Source organism: Streptomyces sp. RLA123 (genome assembly GCF_056270165.1).
Window position 1 is genome coordinate 4,057,827 of the sequence record NZ_JBWDOR010000003.1, and the last position, 15,352, is coordinate 4,073,178.

Annotated in this window: 12 protein-coding genes and 1 pseudogene; 7 read left to right on the forward strand and 6 right to left on the reverse strand. The window is 68.3% G+C overall.

The genetic code is table 11. The features are described 5' to 3' along the window. Positions 1–194 precede the first annotated feature (194 nt). The 6 genes from rsmG to rpmH form a co-directional block, all read right to left on the reverse strand. A complete protein-coding gene (gene rsmG, locus RV983_RS18400; protein WP_475986852.1) occupies positions 195–911 on the reverse strand; it encodes a 16S rRNA (guanine(527)-N(7))-methyltransferase RsmG in 717 nt (238 codons plus the stop codon). A 126-nt stretch (positions 912–1,037) separates the two neighbouring features. Beyond that, entirely contained in the window at positions 1,038–1,535 is a 498-nt protein-coding gene (locus tag RV983_RS18405; RefSeq protein ID WP_475986853.1) for a Jag family protein, read from the reverse strand. A gap of 15 nt (positions 1,536–1,550) precedes the next feature. Then, positions 1,551–2,600, reverse strand: coding sequence for a membrane protein insertase YidC (gene yidC, locus RV983_RS18410; RefSeq protein WP_475986854.1), 1,050 nt, complete (start codon positions 2,598–2,600; stop codon positions 1,551–1,553). 2 nt (positions 2,601–2,602) lie between these two features. Continuing rightward, a complete protein-coding gene (gene yidD / locus RV983_RS18415) occupies positions 2,603–2,923 on the reverse strand; it encodes a membrane protein insertion efficiency factor YidD (protein ID WP_475986855.1) in 321 nt (106 codons plus the stop codon). Next, positions 2,920–3,294 (reverse strand): ribonuclease P protein component, encoded by a 375-nt coding sequence (gene rnpA, locus RV983_RS18420; RefSeq protein ID WP_475986856.1) that lies wholly within the window; start codon positions 3,292–3,294, stop codon positions 2,920–2,922. The genes yidD and rnpA overlap by 4 nt, the downstream gene beginning before the upstream one ends. A gap of 27 nt (positions 3,295–3,321) precedes the next feature. After that, a complete protein-coding gene (gene rpmH / locus RV983_RS18425; protein WP_030354375.1) occupies positions 3,322–3,459 on the reverse strand; it encodes a 50S ribosomal protein L34 in 138 nt (45 codons plus the stop codon). 387 nt (positions 3,460–3,846) lie between these two features. Here rpmH and dnaA point away from each other — a divergent pair, with 387 nt between their 5' ends. The 7 genes and pseudogenes from dnaA to gyrA all read left to right on the forward strand — a co-directional run bounded on the left by dnaA (position 3,847) and on the right by gyrA (position 15,351). Then, complete coding sequence (gene dnaA, locus RV983_RS18430; protein ID WP_475986857.1) at positions 3,847–5,646, forward strand: chromosomal replication initiator protein DnaA; 1,800 nt, start codon at positions 3,847–3,849, stop codon at positions 5,644–5,646. A gap of 944 nt (positions 5,647–6,590) precedes the next feature. After that, entirely contained in the window at positions 6,591–7,721 is a 1,131-nt protein-coding gene (gene dnaN, locus RV983_RS18435) for a DNA polymerase III subunit beta (RefSeq protein WP_475986858.1), read from the forward strand. Between the two features lie 79 nt (positions 7,722–7,800). Next, positions 7,801–8,685, forward strand: a pseudogene (gene gnd, locus RV983_RS18440) (phosphogluconate dehydrogenase (NAD(+)-dependent, decarboxylating)); the annotation flags it as partial. A gap of 66 nt (positions 8,686–8,751) precedes the next feature. Further along, a complete protein-coding gene (recF, locus tag RV983_RS18445) occupies positions 8,752–9,882 on the forward strand; it encodes a DNA replication/repair protein RecF (protein ID WP_475986859.1) in 1,131 nt (376 codons plus the stop codon). After that, on the forward strand, positions 9,879–10,415 hold the full coding sequence (locus RV983_RS18450) for a DciA family protein (RefSeq protein WP_475986860.1): 537 nt from the start codon (positions 9,879–9,881) through the stop codon (positions 10,413–10,415). Before recF ends, RV983_RS18450 begins: the two co-directional genes overlap by 4 nt. Before the next feature lie 270 nt (positions 10,416–10,685). Continuing rightward, positions 10,686–12,728, forward strand: a complete 2,043-nt coding sequence (gene gyrB, locus RV983_RS18455; protein WP_475990367.1) for a DNA topoisomerase (ATP-hydrolyzing) subunit B — start codon at positions 10,686–10,688, stop codon at positions 12,726–12,728. 43 nt (positions 12,729–12,771) lie between these two features. Continuing rightward, a complete protein-coding gene (gyrA, locus tag RV983_RS18460) occupies positions 12,772–15,351 on the forward strand; it encodes a DNA gyrase subunit A (RefSeq protein WP_475986861.1) in 2,580 nt (859 codons plus the stop codon). Position 15,352: the final 1 nt, after the last annotated feature.

Sequence of the window (15,352 nt, forward strand, 5' to 3'; positions counted from 1 at the left end):
ACCGGCTCCGAGGCCCGTTGGGTCAGCGTTTCGGCCGCCGCACGGGCACGACCGAGGATTCCTGGAAGCAGAGAGCGCCGTTTCACGTGAAACACGATGCGCAGCCGCGCATCTGTTTCCTATCCGACACTCCGGGTTGTCATGGTTTGACCGGTTATATGGAGCACAGCCACGGGATGTCGTCAACGTCACATTCAGCGCTGACGCCGACGGTTCGCCCGCGCCGCCTTGGCTCGCCGGGTCGCGGCACGGACACCGCCGGGGCTCTCCCCCGCGATCACCCGGACAACCGTGGACTGTGGGTCCACCACACCTTCACCGACCTGCACCACAGAGGTCTCTGCGGCACCGAGCCGACTCAGCGCGGCCCGGGCGGCCTTCAGTTCCTCCTCGGCGGTGTCCCCCTTCAGCACGGCCATCTCCCCGTGCGGACGGAGCAACGGCATCCCCCAGCCGGCCAGCCGCTCCAGTGGCGCCACGGCGCGAGCAGTCACGACATCCACCGGAGGCAGCGTACCGACCATCTCCTCGGCACGGCCTCGGACCACCCCGACATTGTCGAGGCCGAGCAGCCGGACGGCCTCCTCCAGAAAAGTGGTCCGGCGAAGCAACGGTTCCAGGAGTGTGATCGTGAGGTCGGGCCGGGTCAGCGCCAGGGGAATGCCGGGCAGACCCGCTCCGGAGCCGACATCGCAGACCGAGGCACCGTACGGGATCACCTCGGAGAGGACCGCACAGTTCAACAGATGCCGCTCCCACAGCCGGGGAACCTCCCGAGGACCGATGAGGCCACGTCCCACCCCCGCGTCGGCCAGCAGCTCCGCGTAGCGCACCGCGTCCGCGAAACGCTCTCCGAAGACCTCCCGCGCCGCTTCCGGTGCCGGGGGAAGCTCCGACGCTGCTTCCGTCACGAGAACTGTCCTTCCGTAAGTGGGGGCCCTCAGAACCGTGAGAGCCGTCATCAGGCTGACAAGATTCGGCCCCGCCTGCGAACAGACGGGGCCAAAATAGGTACGACGGGGGAACTGGAAAGCGGGTCAGGCGGGAAGAACCACCACGCGGCGCTCGGGTTCCTCGCCCTCGGACTCGCTGCGAAGGCCGGCCGCCGCGACGGCGTCGTGCACGACCTTCCGCTCGAAGGGCGTCATCGCCTTCAGCTTCACCGGCTGACCGCTGTCCTTGACCTCCTCGACGGCCTTGACGCCCAGGTCCGTCAGCTCGGTGCGCTTACGCGCCCGGAAGCCGGCGATGTCCAGCATCAAGCGGCTCCGGTCACCGGTCTCCCGGTGCACCGCGAGCCGGGTGAGTTCCTGGAGCGCCTCCAGGACCTCGCCCTCCCGACCCACCAGCTTGTTGAGATCACGGCTCGTCGACGACTCGCCGACGATGGAGACCGACGCACGATCGCCCTCGACGTCCATGTCGATGTCACCATCGAGGTCGGCGATGTCCAGCAGCCCCTCGAGGTAATCGGCCGCGATCTCACCCTCCTGCTCGAGGTGGGTCAGCGCGTCGGTGGTGTTGCCGTCCGTCACGACGGGGCTCCTCTACTACTTCTTCTTCGACAGGTTCGGCTTGTCCACGCCGCTGCTGGGCCTGGGCGGCTTGTTCCCCGCGGCGCCACCACCGCCCTGCTTGGGCTTGCTGCTGCCCACAGCCGGCTGGACGGGAGCGGGCCCGCCCGTCTGGCGCTGGGACTTGGTCTGCCGCTTGGGCTGCGCGCGCTTGACCGGGGCGGCGTCCTGCGCCTCCTTGGCGGCGACAGGCTCCTCCTTGAGCAGGCCCTTGGCCTTCAGGCGTTCCTGGCGCTGCTGGAAGGCCAGGCTGCCCGGCGTCGGGTTGCGGCGGATCACGAACATCTGCTGGCCCATGGTCCACACGTTGGTGGTCAGCCAGTAGATGAGGACACCGACCGGGAAGTTGATGCCGAAGACGGCGAACATGATCGGGAAGACGTACATCAGCATCTTCTGCTGCTGCATGAACGGGGTCTTCACCGTCATGTCGACGTTCTTGGTCATCAGCTGGCGCTGCGTGTAGAACTGCGAGGCCGACATCAGGACGATCATGATGATCGTGACCACACGGACGTCGGTGACCGATGCGCCCAGCTGCGCGACCTTGTCGGCGCCGTCCCGGAACGTCGCGGCGAGCGGGGCACCGAAGATGTGCGCCTTCTGGGCACTCGCAACCTGGTCGGCGTTCAGCACGCCCACCTGGTTGCCCTTCGCGATGTTGCTGAGGACGTGGTACAGCGAGAAGAAGAAGGGCGACTGCGCCAGGATCGGAAGGCACGAGGAGAGCGGGTTGGTACCCGTCTCCTTGTACAGCTTCATCATCTCTTCGGACTGACGCTGTTTGTCGTTCTTGTAGCGCTCCTGAATCGCCTTCATCTTCGGCTGGAGCGCCTGCATGTTCCGGGTCGCCTTGATCTGCTTCACGAAGAGCGGGATCAGGCAGATCCGGATCAGGACCACCAGTGAGACGATCGACAGACCCCAGGCCAGTCCGCTGTCCTTGTCAAAGACAAGGCTGTACAGCGAGTGGAACTGGACGATGATCCACGAAACTGCGTCGTAGAGGGGGTTCAAGATCCCCACGGTCAGGCTCCTTGGGCGTTAGGGGTCTCGACGGGCTCGGGAGTAACGGACCCGCCTGTCGTATCGCCCCGCAGGGCGTCACGCAGCCGAACGTGCCACGGCGGTCGCTTACGCGGCGGGACATGATCCACACCGCCGAGCGACCACGGGTTGCAACGCAGGATCCGCCACGCGGTCAAGGCGGTGCCCTTGATCGCGCCATGCCGATCGATCGCCGTATACCCGTAGTGAGAACACGAGGGGTAGTACTTGCAGACCGGACCGAGCAACGGGCTGATGGTCCACTGGTAAATCTTGATCAACGCCAGTAGCGGGTACTTCATCGCGCCACCCCCAGGAGCCTCCCGAGGGCGGCATCCAGGTCTCGGGCCAGCTGTGAATGGTCTGCGTCACCCGCACCGGGCAGCGCTCGTACGACTACCAGGCTACCGGGGGGCAGCACGGACAGACGTTCGCGAACAAGGTGACGAAGCCGACGCTTGACCAGGTTCCGGGTAACAGCGCCTCCGACGGCCTTGCTGACAACGAAACCCGCACGCGCCGGGGGGGCACTTCCCCCCGCCGCGTGCGGGTCCCTTGTCTCAGTGTCGGTGCGCAGGTGAACGACCAGAAGGGGTCGCCCGGCCCGGCGTCCTCGACGTACCGCGCTCGCGAAGTCCTGCCGCCGCCTCAGCCGATTATCGCTGGGCAGCACGGCACCACACCTCGCGCTTCGGTGCGATCAGGCGGACAGACGGGCGCGGCCCTTGCCACGGCGGGTCGCGAGGATGGCGCGACCGGCACGCGTACGCATGCGCAGCCGGAAGCCGTGGGTCTTGGCGCGACGACGGTTGTTCGGCTGGAAGGTGCGCTTGCTCACTCGGGGGCTCCAGGATGAATCGTGTGTTGGCGGGGCGTCGCCTGGCTGTCACCGTGCGCCCACGAGAGACTCGCGGAACATCGCAGTGTGCACCGCTTAACGATCACCTCGGTGATCCTCGCCCATCGGTAGGCAGGCGGCAGCAGCCATCGACAACTCGACCTGGTTACGGTACGCGCGGCTGAGGCGTCAGGTCAAACCAGCGGGCCCTGCGGCCGGTGAGCGCCGCCATCCGGCCGTGGTTTTGCACACCCTGTGGACAACGACTTGAACCAGGCGGGCCCGGCTGACTACCGTGGCAGAACCCCAAAACATTCCCGTCCGTCCCAAGAACCACACCTTCGTGGGACCCATCGGCACCGACCAGCGACCGAGAGAGCGTGCCCTGTGGCTGACGTAACTGCCGATCTTGCCTCAGTCTGGCCAAGGGTCCTGCAGAAACTTCTCGTCGACGGCGACGACCTGAAGCCGAAGGACGCGGACTGGCTTCAGCGCACCCAGCCGCTCGCCCTGGTCGCGGGCACCGCCGTGCTCTCGGCTCCGAACGAGTTCGCCAAGAGCGTGCTGGAGGGACGGCTCCTCCCGCTGATCACCGAGGTGCTCAGCCGTGAGTTCGGTCACCCGGTGGGCATCGCCATCGCCGTCGCCTCGGGCAGCGAGCACGACGCGGCCCCCGCGCCGCCGCCCTCGCCCGCCCATGAAGTGCAGCAGGGCCCGTACGCCTCCGAGCCCTCTCCTTACGACGAACCGCAGCACGGGTACGGAGAAGGCCCGCGGATGCGCCGTGCGTATCCCGAGCACCAGGCCGGTTCTCCCGTCGGCTGGCCGCCCCGTGATCCCGAGGACCACTGGCAGCAGCAGCGGCTGGGCGATTTCCAGGAGCGCGAGCCCTACCAGTCGCCCGTGTCGCGCTACGACATGCCGCCGGCGCACCAGGTCCCGCCCCGCCGCGAGCCCCCCGCGACCCAGATGCCCCAGATGCCCGCCCCCCGCACGCCGGGCGGCCACAACGGCGGCGGCCCCGTCGGGCACGGAGGCCACAACAGCCACAACTCGCACGGGGGCCACAACGGCCACAACTCCTCCGGCCACAACTCCTCCGGCCACGGCGGCGGATCCGGCACGGGTTCGGGCAGCTCCGGCGGCCCTGCCGAGCCAACGGCCCGGCTGAACCCCAAGTACCTCTTCGACACCTTCGTCATCGGCTCCTCCAACCGCTTCGCGCACGCCGCGGCGGTGGCCGTCGCAGAAGCACCGGCCAAGGCGTACAACCCGCTGTTCATCTACGGGGAGTCCGGCCTCGGCAAGACCCACTTGCTGCACGCCATCGGGCACTACGCGCGGAGCCTGTACCCCGGCACCCGGGTCCGGTACGTGAGCTCGGAGGAGTTCACCAACGAGTTCATCAACTCCATCCGCGACGGCAAGGCGGACGCGTTCCGCCGGCGGTACCGCGACATGGACATCCTGCTCGTCGACGACATCCAGTTCCTGGCGAGCAAGGAGTCGACGCAGGAGGAGTTCTTCCACACCTTCAACACCCTGCACAACGCGAACAAGCAGATCGTGCTCTCCTCGGACCGGCCGCCCAAGCAGCTGGTCACCCTGGAGGACCGGCTGCGCAACCGCTTCGAGTGGGGCCTGATCACCGACGTCCAGCCGCCTGAGCTGGAGACCCGGATCGCGATTCTGCGCAAGAAGGCCGTGCAGGAGCAGCTCAACGCGCCGCCGGAGGTACTGGAGTTCATCGCTTCCCGGATCTCGCGCAACATCCGCGAGCTGGAGGGCGCGCTGATCCGGGTGACCGCGTTCGCGAGCCTGAACCGGCAGCCGGTCGACCTCCAGCTGACCGAGATCGTGCTGAAGGACCTGATCCCGGGCGGCGAGGACTCCGTGCCGGAGATCAGCGGCCCGGCGATCATGGCCGAGACGGCCTCCTACTTCGGACTGGACGTGGAGGACCTCTCCGGCTCCTCCCGCAGCCGGGTGCTGGTCACGGCGCGCCAGATCGCGATGTACCTCTGCCGTGAGCTCACCGATCTGTCGCTGCCGAAGATCGGCGCGCTGTTCGGCGGCCGCGACCACACGACGGTGATGCACGCCGACCGGAAGATCCGCTCCCTCATGGCGGAGCGGCGGTCCATCTACAACCAGGTCACCGAGCTCACCAACCGCATCAAGAGCTGACCTCGGCCGGGGCCACGGCCGAGGGCGGGGCAGGTCCGCCCGAGGCCCCTCCGCGGTGTTCCCGTCGCCCGCGGCAGCCCCCGCCACAGACCCGTCCCAGCCTCTCGCCGACCGTTTCGGCGGCCTCCACGCGTCCTCAGCGCCCCGGGTCCAACTCCCGGGGCGCTTCGCTTTGTTCGAACGCGCCGGCAGCGCGCCGGGCACAGGAACGTCTCTCCACAGCAACAGCCCGGATTTCCCCGTCCACAGCCTGGGGATGCCCGAGTTGTCCAGAACTCGTCCACAGCCGGGACCGTGGGAGACTCATCGGGCCAGCTGGGAGGCGTGTGGATTTGTGGGCAACCCTGATCCACAGACTGTGGACGCCCGAACCGCCCACAGGGACGTCCACGAGGTTGTCCACCGGCCGCCCACAGGATCGGGGCAGTTGTCCCCACATCCGGGTGGCTTCTCCACAGTTCTGTCCACTGTTCGGCAACCCGACACGACCACTCACCGGTCGGAGTGAACCGCGTCACACCAACGTGGTGGGTTGGGCTGGGGAGAACCTGGGTATTCCTGGGGACAGTGCTGGGGAGAACCGGGCCCGTCCTGTGCATTGCGTGTGCACAACGTCGGGCCGTCCACAGACGGGGCTGTTTGTCCACCGGCTCCACCCACAGGCGCGGTGGACAAAAAACGTGGCCTGACCTGCGCAGGAACCACTTATCCACGGTATCCACACCCCCTATTACTACGACCAGGGATAGATACCGGGAGACCTGCTTCGAAGCGGGGCCTGTGCACAAACGAGCCGTCGACCGCCCGACCCCTCCGGCTCCGGCTTGACCCCAACGCGCACCGCATGTCGGTGGCGGCTGTCAGACTGTTCCCCGGCAAGAGGGCCAGCAGGGCCAAGAGACAGTTCGGCCACAGACAGCCAGCAACAGCAGGAGGCGGTTCCGGTGAAGATCCGGGTGGAGCGCGATGTACTCGCGGAGGCAGTGGCCTGGGCGGCCCGCAGTCTCCCGGCCCGTCCCCCGGTGCCGGTCCTTGCAGGGCTGCTGCTGAAGGCCGAGGAGGGCCGGCTGAGCCTGTCCGGCTTCGACTACGAGGTCTCGGCCCGGGTCTCCGTCGAGGCCGATGTCGAGGAGGACGGCACCGTCCTGGTCTCCGGCCGGCTGCTCGCCGACATCTCGCGGGCACTTCCCAACAGGCCTGTGGAGATCTCCACCGACGGTGTGCGCGTGACCGTCGTCTGCGGCAGCTCGCGATTCACACTCCACACCCTGCCTGTGGACGAGTACCCGGCACTGCCCGCGATGCCGATCGCCTCCGGCACCGTCCCCGGCGAGGTCTTCGCCGCGGCCGCCGCCCAGGTCGCGATCGCCGCCGGCCGTGACGACACCCTCCCGGTGCTCACCGGTGTGCGCATCGAGATCGAGGGCGACACCGTCACCCTGGCCGCCACCGACCGCTACCGCTTCGCGGTCCGCGAGTTCCTGTGGAAGCCGGAGACCCCGGACATCTCCGCGGTCGCCCTGGTCCCCGCCAAGACGCTGCTGGACACCGCCAAGTCGCTCACCAACGGTGACTCGGTCTCCATCGCCCTTGCCGGCTCCGGCGCGGGCGAGGGCCTGATCGGTTTCGAGGGTGCGGGCCGCCGTACGACGACCCGGCTGCTCGAGGGCGACCTGCCGAAGTACCGCACGCTCTTCCCGACGGAGTTCAACTCCGTCGCGGTCATCGAGACCCCCCCGTTCGTCGAGGCCGTCAAGCGCGTCGCCCTCGTGGCCGAGCGCAACACGCCGGTGCGGCTGAGCTTCGAGCAGGGCGTGCTGACCCTGGAGGCCGGGTCCAGCGACGATGCACAGGCTGTGGAGCGGGTGGACGCCAAGCTGGACGGCGACGACATCTCGATCGCCTTCAACCCGACGTTCCTGCTGGACGGCCTGAGCGCAATCGACTCCCCCGTGGCGCAGTTGTCGTTCACCACGTCCACCAAGCCCGCGCTGTTGAGCGGCCGTCCGGCTGCCGACGCCGAGGCGGACGATGCGTACAAGTACCTGATCATGCCGGTCCGGCTGTCCGGCTGATGCGAGGCCTGTCCGGTCACGTCGGCCGTTGAGGGCCGACGTAGGCTCGACCTAGGTCAGGCAGGCTTCGAACGAAGGATCAACGATGGAGCTCGGTCTCATCGGTCTCGGCAAGATGGGCGGGAACATGCGCACCCGCATCCGCCAGGCCGGACACACGGTCATCGGCTACGACCGCAACCCGGACCTCGCCGACGTCCACAGCCTGCGCGAACTTGTGGACAAGCTCGAGGCCCCTCGGGTGGTCTGGGTGATGGTGCCGGCCGGTGCAGCGACCCAGTCCACCATCGACGAACTGGGCGAGCTGCTCTCTCCCGGGGACGTCGTCGTCGACGGCGGCAACTCCCGCTGGACGGACGACGAGAAGCACGCCGAGGAGCTCGCGGCCAAGGGCATCGGCTTCGTCGACTGCGGTGTCTCCGGCGGCGTATGGGGCCTGCAGAACGGCTACGCGCTGATGTACGGCGGCGACGCCGAGCACGTCGAGAAGGTCCAGCCGGTGTTCAACGCCCTCAAGCCGGTGGGCAGCTTCGGCTCCGTGCACGCGGGCAAGGTCGGCGCGGGCCACTTCGCGAAGATGGTCCACAACGGCATCGAGTACGCCATGATGCAGGCCTACGCCGAGGGCTGGGAGCTGCTGGAGAAGGTCGACTCCGTCACCGATGTGCGCGAGGTCTTCCGCTCCTGGCAGGAGGGCACGGTCATCCGTTCCTGGCTGCTGGACCTGGCCGTCAACGCCCTCGACGACGACGAGCACCTGGAAAAGCTCAAGGGCTTCGCGGAGGACTCCGGCGAGGGCCGCTGGACCGTTGAGGCGGCCATCGACAACGCCGTGCCGCTGCCCGCGATCACCGCGTCGCTCTTCGCCCGCTTCGCCTCGCGCCAGGACGACTCCCCGCAGATGAAGATGATCGCCGCACTGCGCAACCAGTTCGGCGGCCACGCCGTCGAGACCAAGAAGTAGCCGCGCAAGCAGTCATGTCCACCGGGTGCTCGCCGCGCCCACGAGGGAAGGAGGCGTCGCACAGCCATGCACGTCGCGCATCTGTCGCTCGCCGACTTCCGCTCCTACGCCCGGGTCGAGGTCCCGCTCGACCCGGGCGTCACCGCTTTTGTCGGCCCCAACGGCCAGGGCAAGACCAATCTGGTCGAGGCGGTCGGCTATCTGGCCACCCTCGCCAGCCACCGGGTCGCCAGTGACGCCCCGCTGGTGCGCATGGGCGCGGACCGGGCGATCGTCCGGGCGGCCGTCGTCCAGGGCGAACGCCAGCAGATGGTGGAGCTGGAGATCAACCCGGGCCGTGCCAATCGCGCCAGGCTCAACCGCTCCTCCCAGGTCCGCCCGCGCGACCTGCTGGGCATTGTCAGGACCGTGCTGTTCGCCCCCGAGGACCTGGCCCTGGTCAAGGGCGATCCCGGTGAGCGCCGGCGTTTCCTCGACGAGCTGCTGACCGCCCGCGCGCCCCGGATGGCAGGCGTGCGCAGCGACTACGAGCGGGTGCTCAAGCAGCGCAACACCCTGCTCAAGTCGGCGGCCATGGCCCGCCGCCACGGTGGCCGGGGTGGCGATCTGTCCACGCTCGACGTGTGGGACCAGCATCTGGCCCGGGCCGGTGCCGAGCTGCTGGCCCAGCGCCTGGACCTCACGCACGCGCTGCAGCCGCTGGCCGACAAGGCGTACGAGCAGCTGGCACCGGGCGGCGGCCCGGTCGCACTGGAGTACCGCAGCTCGGTCGGCGAACGCATCGCCGGGGCGTCCGGCCGCGAGGAGCTGTACGGACTGCTGCTGGAGGCTCTGGGAGAGGCCCGCAAGCAGGAGATCGAGCGCGGGGTGACCCTCGTCGGCCCGCATCGCGACGACCTCTCCCTCAACCTCGGCCGGCTTCCCGCCAAGGGGTACGCCAGCCACGGAGAGTCCTGGTCGTACGCCCTGGCGCTGCGACTGGCCTCGTACGACCTGCTGTGCGCCGACGGCGGCGAACCGGTGCTGGTGCTCGACGACGTCTTCGCCGAGCTGGACGCCCGGCGTCGCGACCGCCTGGCGGAACTGGTGGCCCCCGGCGAGCAGGTGCTCGTGACGGCGGCTGTGGACGACGACGTGCCGGGCGTGCTGATCGGCGCCCGCTACGCGGTGGAGAGCGGCGGCGTGGAGCGGGCATGAGCGAACAGCAGGCACAACCTCCCACGCAGGACAAGCCGCTGTCCGGCGTCGACCTGGCGCGTGTGGCCCTGCGTGCGGCCAAGGAGCAGGCGCGGGCCAAGGGCGCCGCCGCCCAGCAGAAGAAGCAGGCCCGCCGCGGTGGTCTGCGCAGTGGCGCCAGGGCCGACGGACGCGACCCGCTGCCGCTCGGCGCGGCGATCAATCGTCTGATCACCGAGCGCGGCTGGGAGGCGCCGGCCGCCGTGGGCGGGGTGATGGGCCGCTGGCCGCAATTGGTCGGTGACGACGTGGCGCTGCACTGCCAGCCGCAGCGGTACGACGAGGAGGAGCGGGTTCTCACCGTCCAGTGCGACTCCACGGCCTGGGCGACCCAGCTACGGCTGCTCGCCCCGACCCTGGTGGCCAGGCTGAACGCCGATCTCGGCCATGGAACGGTCAAGCTGATCAAGGTCCTGGGGCCGGGGGGACCGGCGCGGTCCTACGGGCGTCTGAGGGCTCCCGGGAGCCGTGGGCCGGGCGATACGTACGGATAGGCCGGGAACCTGCGGTGCGTAATCAGGTCGAAGCCCTGAGCGCCCGCGTGAGCGGTTTTGAGACCCGGTGCGCGTGTAGGGAGTCGGCAGGAGGCACTTCCGTCGGGTACGCGGGAACTCAGGTACCGCCAAAGCCCCATCTATGTCGGTGCTACCGGTAGACTGGTGGCAAGACGCCCGCCCCTGGCCTCCGGCACTGGAGGATCCCAGCGGGACCCGTCGATCGATGTCGAAGTGATGCAGCCGATCCCGCTCCGCGGGTCCCGGCTCGTGCTGTGCCAGAAAGGGCGCTTCGTGGCCGATTCCGGCAACCCCAACGAGATCAATACGTCCGCAGCCGAAGGCTCTGCCGCGCCCCCGCACGGGGGCGCGTACGACGCTAGCGCGATCACCGTCCTGGAGGGCCTGGACGCCGTTCGCAAGCGACCGGGCATGTACATCGGCTCGACGGGCGAGCGCGGCCTGCACCACCTGGTGTACGAGGTCGTCGACAACTCCGTCGACGAGGCGCTGGCCGGTCACGCGGACGCCATTCAGGTCACGATCCTCGCCGACGGCGGCGTGCGCGTGATCGACAACGGCCGTGGCATCCCGGTGGACATCGTGCCGTCCGAGGGCAAGCCCGCCCTCGAGGTCGTGCTCACCGTGCTGCACGCGGGCGGCAAGTTCGGCGGCGGCGGCTACGCCGTCTCCGGCGGTCTGCACGGCGTCGGCGTCTCCGTGGTGAACGCCCTGTCGAACAGGGTCGCGGTCGAGGTCAGGCGTGAGGGCTTCCGCTGGACCCAGGACTACAAGCTCGGTGTGCCCACCGCCCCGCTGCAGAAGAACGAGCCGGCCTCGGAGACCGGTACGAGCGTGACCTTCTGGGCCGACGGCGACATCTTTGAGACCACCGAGTACTCCTTCGAGACGCTGTCGCGGCGCTTCCAGGAGATGGCCTTCCTCAACAAGGGCCTGACGATCTCGCTGACCGACGAGCGCCCCGAGCACGCGGACCTCGAGAACGAGGGCCAGCCGCGCACGGTCGCTTACCACTACGAGGGCGGCATCGTCGACTTCGTGAAGTACCTCAACTCGCGCAAGGGCGAGACGGTCCACCCCTCGGTGATCGACATCGAGGCCGAGGACAAGGAGCGCCTCCTCTCGGTCGAGGTGGCGATGCAGTGGAACACCCAGTACAGCGAGGGTGTCTACAGCTTCGCGAACACCATCCACACCCATGAGGGCGGTACTCACGAGGAGGGCTTCCGCGCCGCGCTGACCACGCTGGTCAACAAGTACGCGCGCGAGAAGAGGCTGCTCCGTGAGAAGGACGACAACCTCACGGGCGAGGACATCCGCGAGGGTCTGACGGCGATCATCTCGGTCAAGCTCGGCGAGCCGCAGTTCGAGGGCCAGACCAAGACCAAGCTGGGCAACACCGAGGCGAAGACCTTTGTCCAGAGGGTCGTGTTCGAGCACCTGACGGACTGGCTGGACCGCAACCCCAACGAGGCCGCGGACATCATCCGCAAGTCGATCCAGGCGGCCACCGCCCGTGTCGCCGCCCGCAAGGCGCGCGATCTGACGCGCCGCAAGGGACTGCTGGAGACGGCGTCGTTGCCGGGCAAGCTGAGCGACTGCCAGTCCAACGACCCGAGCAAGTGCGAGATCTTCATCGTCGAGGGTGACTCCGCAGGCGGTTCGGCCAAGTCCGGCCGCAACCCGCAGTACCAGGCGATCCTCCCGATCCGCGGCAAGATCCTCAACGTGGAGAAGTCGCGGATCGACAAGATCCTGCAGAACACGGAGATCCAGGCGCTGATCTCGGCCTTCGGCACCGGTGTGCACGAGGACTTCGACATCTCGCGGCTGCGGTATCACAAGATCATCCTGATGGCGGACGCCGACGTCGACGGCCAGCACATCAACACCCTGCTGCTGACCTTCCTGTTCCGCTTCATGCGTCCGCTGGTCGAGGCCGGGCACGTGTACCTCTCCCGTCCCCCGCTCTACAAGATCAAGTGGGGCCGGGACGACTTCGAGTACGCGTACTCGGACTCCGAGCGTGACGCCCTGATCGAGCTGGGGCGGCAGAGCGGCAAGCGCGTGCGCGAGGACTCGATCCAGCGCTTCAAGGGCCTCGGTGAGATGAACGCCGAGGAGCTGCGGGTCACCACCATGGACGTCGACCACCGTGTACTGGGCCAGGTCACCCTGGACGACGCGGCCCTCGCCGACGACCTCTTCTCGGTGCTGATGGGCGAGGACGTCGAGGCCCGGCGCTCCTTCATCCAGCGCAACGCCAAGGATGTCCGCTTCCTCGACATCTGAGTCGGCCCCCATCAGCCGCAGCTCGAAAGGACTTTGACCAGCAATGGCCGACGACAACACTCCCGTCACGCCCGAGGGCCCCGAGGGCGCCGCCACGACGGGCATCATGCGGATCGAGCCCGTGGGCCTCGAGACGGAGATGCAGCGCAGTTACCTCGACTACGCGATGTCCGTCATCGTCTCCCGCGCGCTGCCGGACGTCCGCGACGGACTCAAGCCCGTCCACCGTCGTGTGCTGTACGCGATGTACGACGGCGGTTACCGCCCCGAGCGCGGCTTCTACAAGTGCGCCCGCGTCGTCGGCGACGTCATGGGCACGTACCACCCGCACGGCGACTCCTCGATCTACGACGCGCTGGTCCGCCTCGCGCAGCCGTGGTCGATGCGCATGCCGCTGGTCGACAGCAACGGCAACTTCGGTTCCCCGGGCAACGACCCGGCCGCGGCCATGCGGTACACCGAGTGCAAGATGGCGCCGCTGTCGATGGAGATGGTCCGGGACATCGACGAGGAGACCGTCGACTTCCAGGACAACTACGACGGCCGCAACCAGGAGCCGACGGTCCTGCCGGCCCGCTTCCCCAACCTGCTGATCAACGGCTCCGCCGGCATCGCGGTCGGCATGGCGACCAACATCCCGCCGCACAACCTGCGCGAGGTCGCCGAGGGCGCCCAGTGGTGCCTGGCCAACCCCGACGCGACGAACGAGGAGCTGCTGGAAGCCCTCATCGAGCGCATCAAGGGCCCGGACTTCCCGACCGGCGCACTCGTGGTGGGCCGCAGGGGTATCGAGGAGGCGTACCGCACCGGTCGCGGCTCCATCACGATGCGCGCGGTGGTCGAGGTCGAGGAGATCCAGGGCCGGCAGTGCCTGGTCGTCACCGAGCTGCCGTACCAGGTGAACCCGGACAACCTGGCGCAGAAGATCGCCGACCTGGTGAAGGACGGCCGCGTCGGCGGCATCGCAGACGTCCGCGACGAGACCTCGTCGCGCACCGGCCAGCGCCTGGTGGTCGTGCTCAAGCGCGACGCCGTCGCCAAGGTCGTGCTGAACAACCTCTACAAGCACACGGACCTGCAGACGAACTTCGGCGCCAACATGCTGGCGCTGGTCGACGGCGTGCCGCGCACGCTCTCGCTCGACCAGTTCATCAAGCAGTGGGTGACCCACCAGATCGAGGTCATCGTCCGCCGGACCCGTTTCCGGCTGCGCAAGGCCGAGGAGCGCGCGCACATCCTGCGCGGTCTGCTGAAGGCCCTGGACGCGATCGACGAGGTCATCGCCCTGATCCGGCGCAGCGCGACGGTCGACGTGGCGCGTGAAGGCCTGATGGGCCTGCTCGAGATCGACGAGATCCAGGCCAACGCGATCCTGGAGATGCAGCTCCGCCGGCTGGCGGCCCTGGAGCGGCAGAAGATCGTCCAGGAGCACGACGAGCTCCAGACGAAGATCAACGAGTACAACCGCATCCTGGCGTCGCCGGAGATGCAGCGCGGCATCATCAGCACGGAGCTGACGGCGATCGTCGACAAGTTCGGCGACGACCGGCGCTCGGCACTGGTGCCCTTCGACGGCGACATGTCCATCGAGGACCTGATCGCCGAGGAGGACATCGTCATCACGATCTCCCGCGGCGGCTACGTCAAGCGCACCAAGACGGACGACTACCGCTCCCAGAAGCGCGGCGGGAAGGGTGTGCGCGGCACGAAGCTGAAGGAAGACGACATCGTCGACCACTTCTTCGTCACCACCACCCACCACTGGCTGCTGTTCTTCACCAACAAGGGCCGGGTCTACCGCGCCAAGGCCTACGAGCTCCCGGACGTCGGCCGTGACGCCCGCGGCCAGCACGTGGCCAACCTGCTGGCCTTCCAGCCGGACGAGCAGATCGCCCAGATCCTGGCCATCCGCGACTACAACGCGGCGCCCTACCTGGTGCTGGCCACCCGTTCGGGCCTGGTGAAGAAGACCATGCTCAAGGACTACGACTCGCCCCGTGCGGGCGGCGTCATCGCGATCAATCTCCGCGAGACCGAGGACGGCGGCGAGGACCTGCTGATCGGTGCGGAACTGGTCGGCCCGGCCGACGATCTGCTCCTGGTGAGCCGCAAGGCGCAGTCCATCCGCTTCACGGCGACGGACGACGCGCTGCGGCCGATGGGCCGTGCGACATCGGGCGTCAAGGGCATGAGCTTCCGCGAAGGGGACGAACTGCTCTCGATGAATGTCGTCCGACCGGGTACGTTCGTCTTCACCGCCACCGATGGCGGGTACGCCAAGCGGACCAGCGTGGACGAGTACCGGGTCCAGGGCCGCGGCGGACTCGGCATCAAGGCGGCGAAGATCGTCGAGGACCGGGGTTCACTGGTCGGGGCGCTGGTGGTCGAGGAAACGGATGAGATCCTCGCCATCACACTCGGCGGCGGAGTGATCCGCACCCGCGTCAACGAGATCCGTGAGACCGGGCGTGACACCATGGGCGTCCAGCTGATCAATCTCGGTAAGAAGGATGCCGTTGTGGGCATCGCGCGCAATGCCGAGGCGGGGGTGGAGGCCGAAGAGGTCGTCGCCGCCGAAGAGGCCGAGGGTGAGCAGCCCGCGGCCGCCGAGTCGGAGGAGTAAG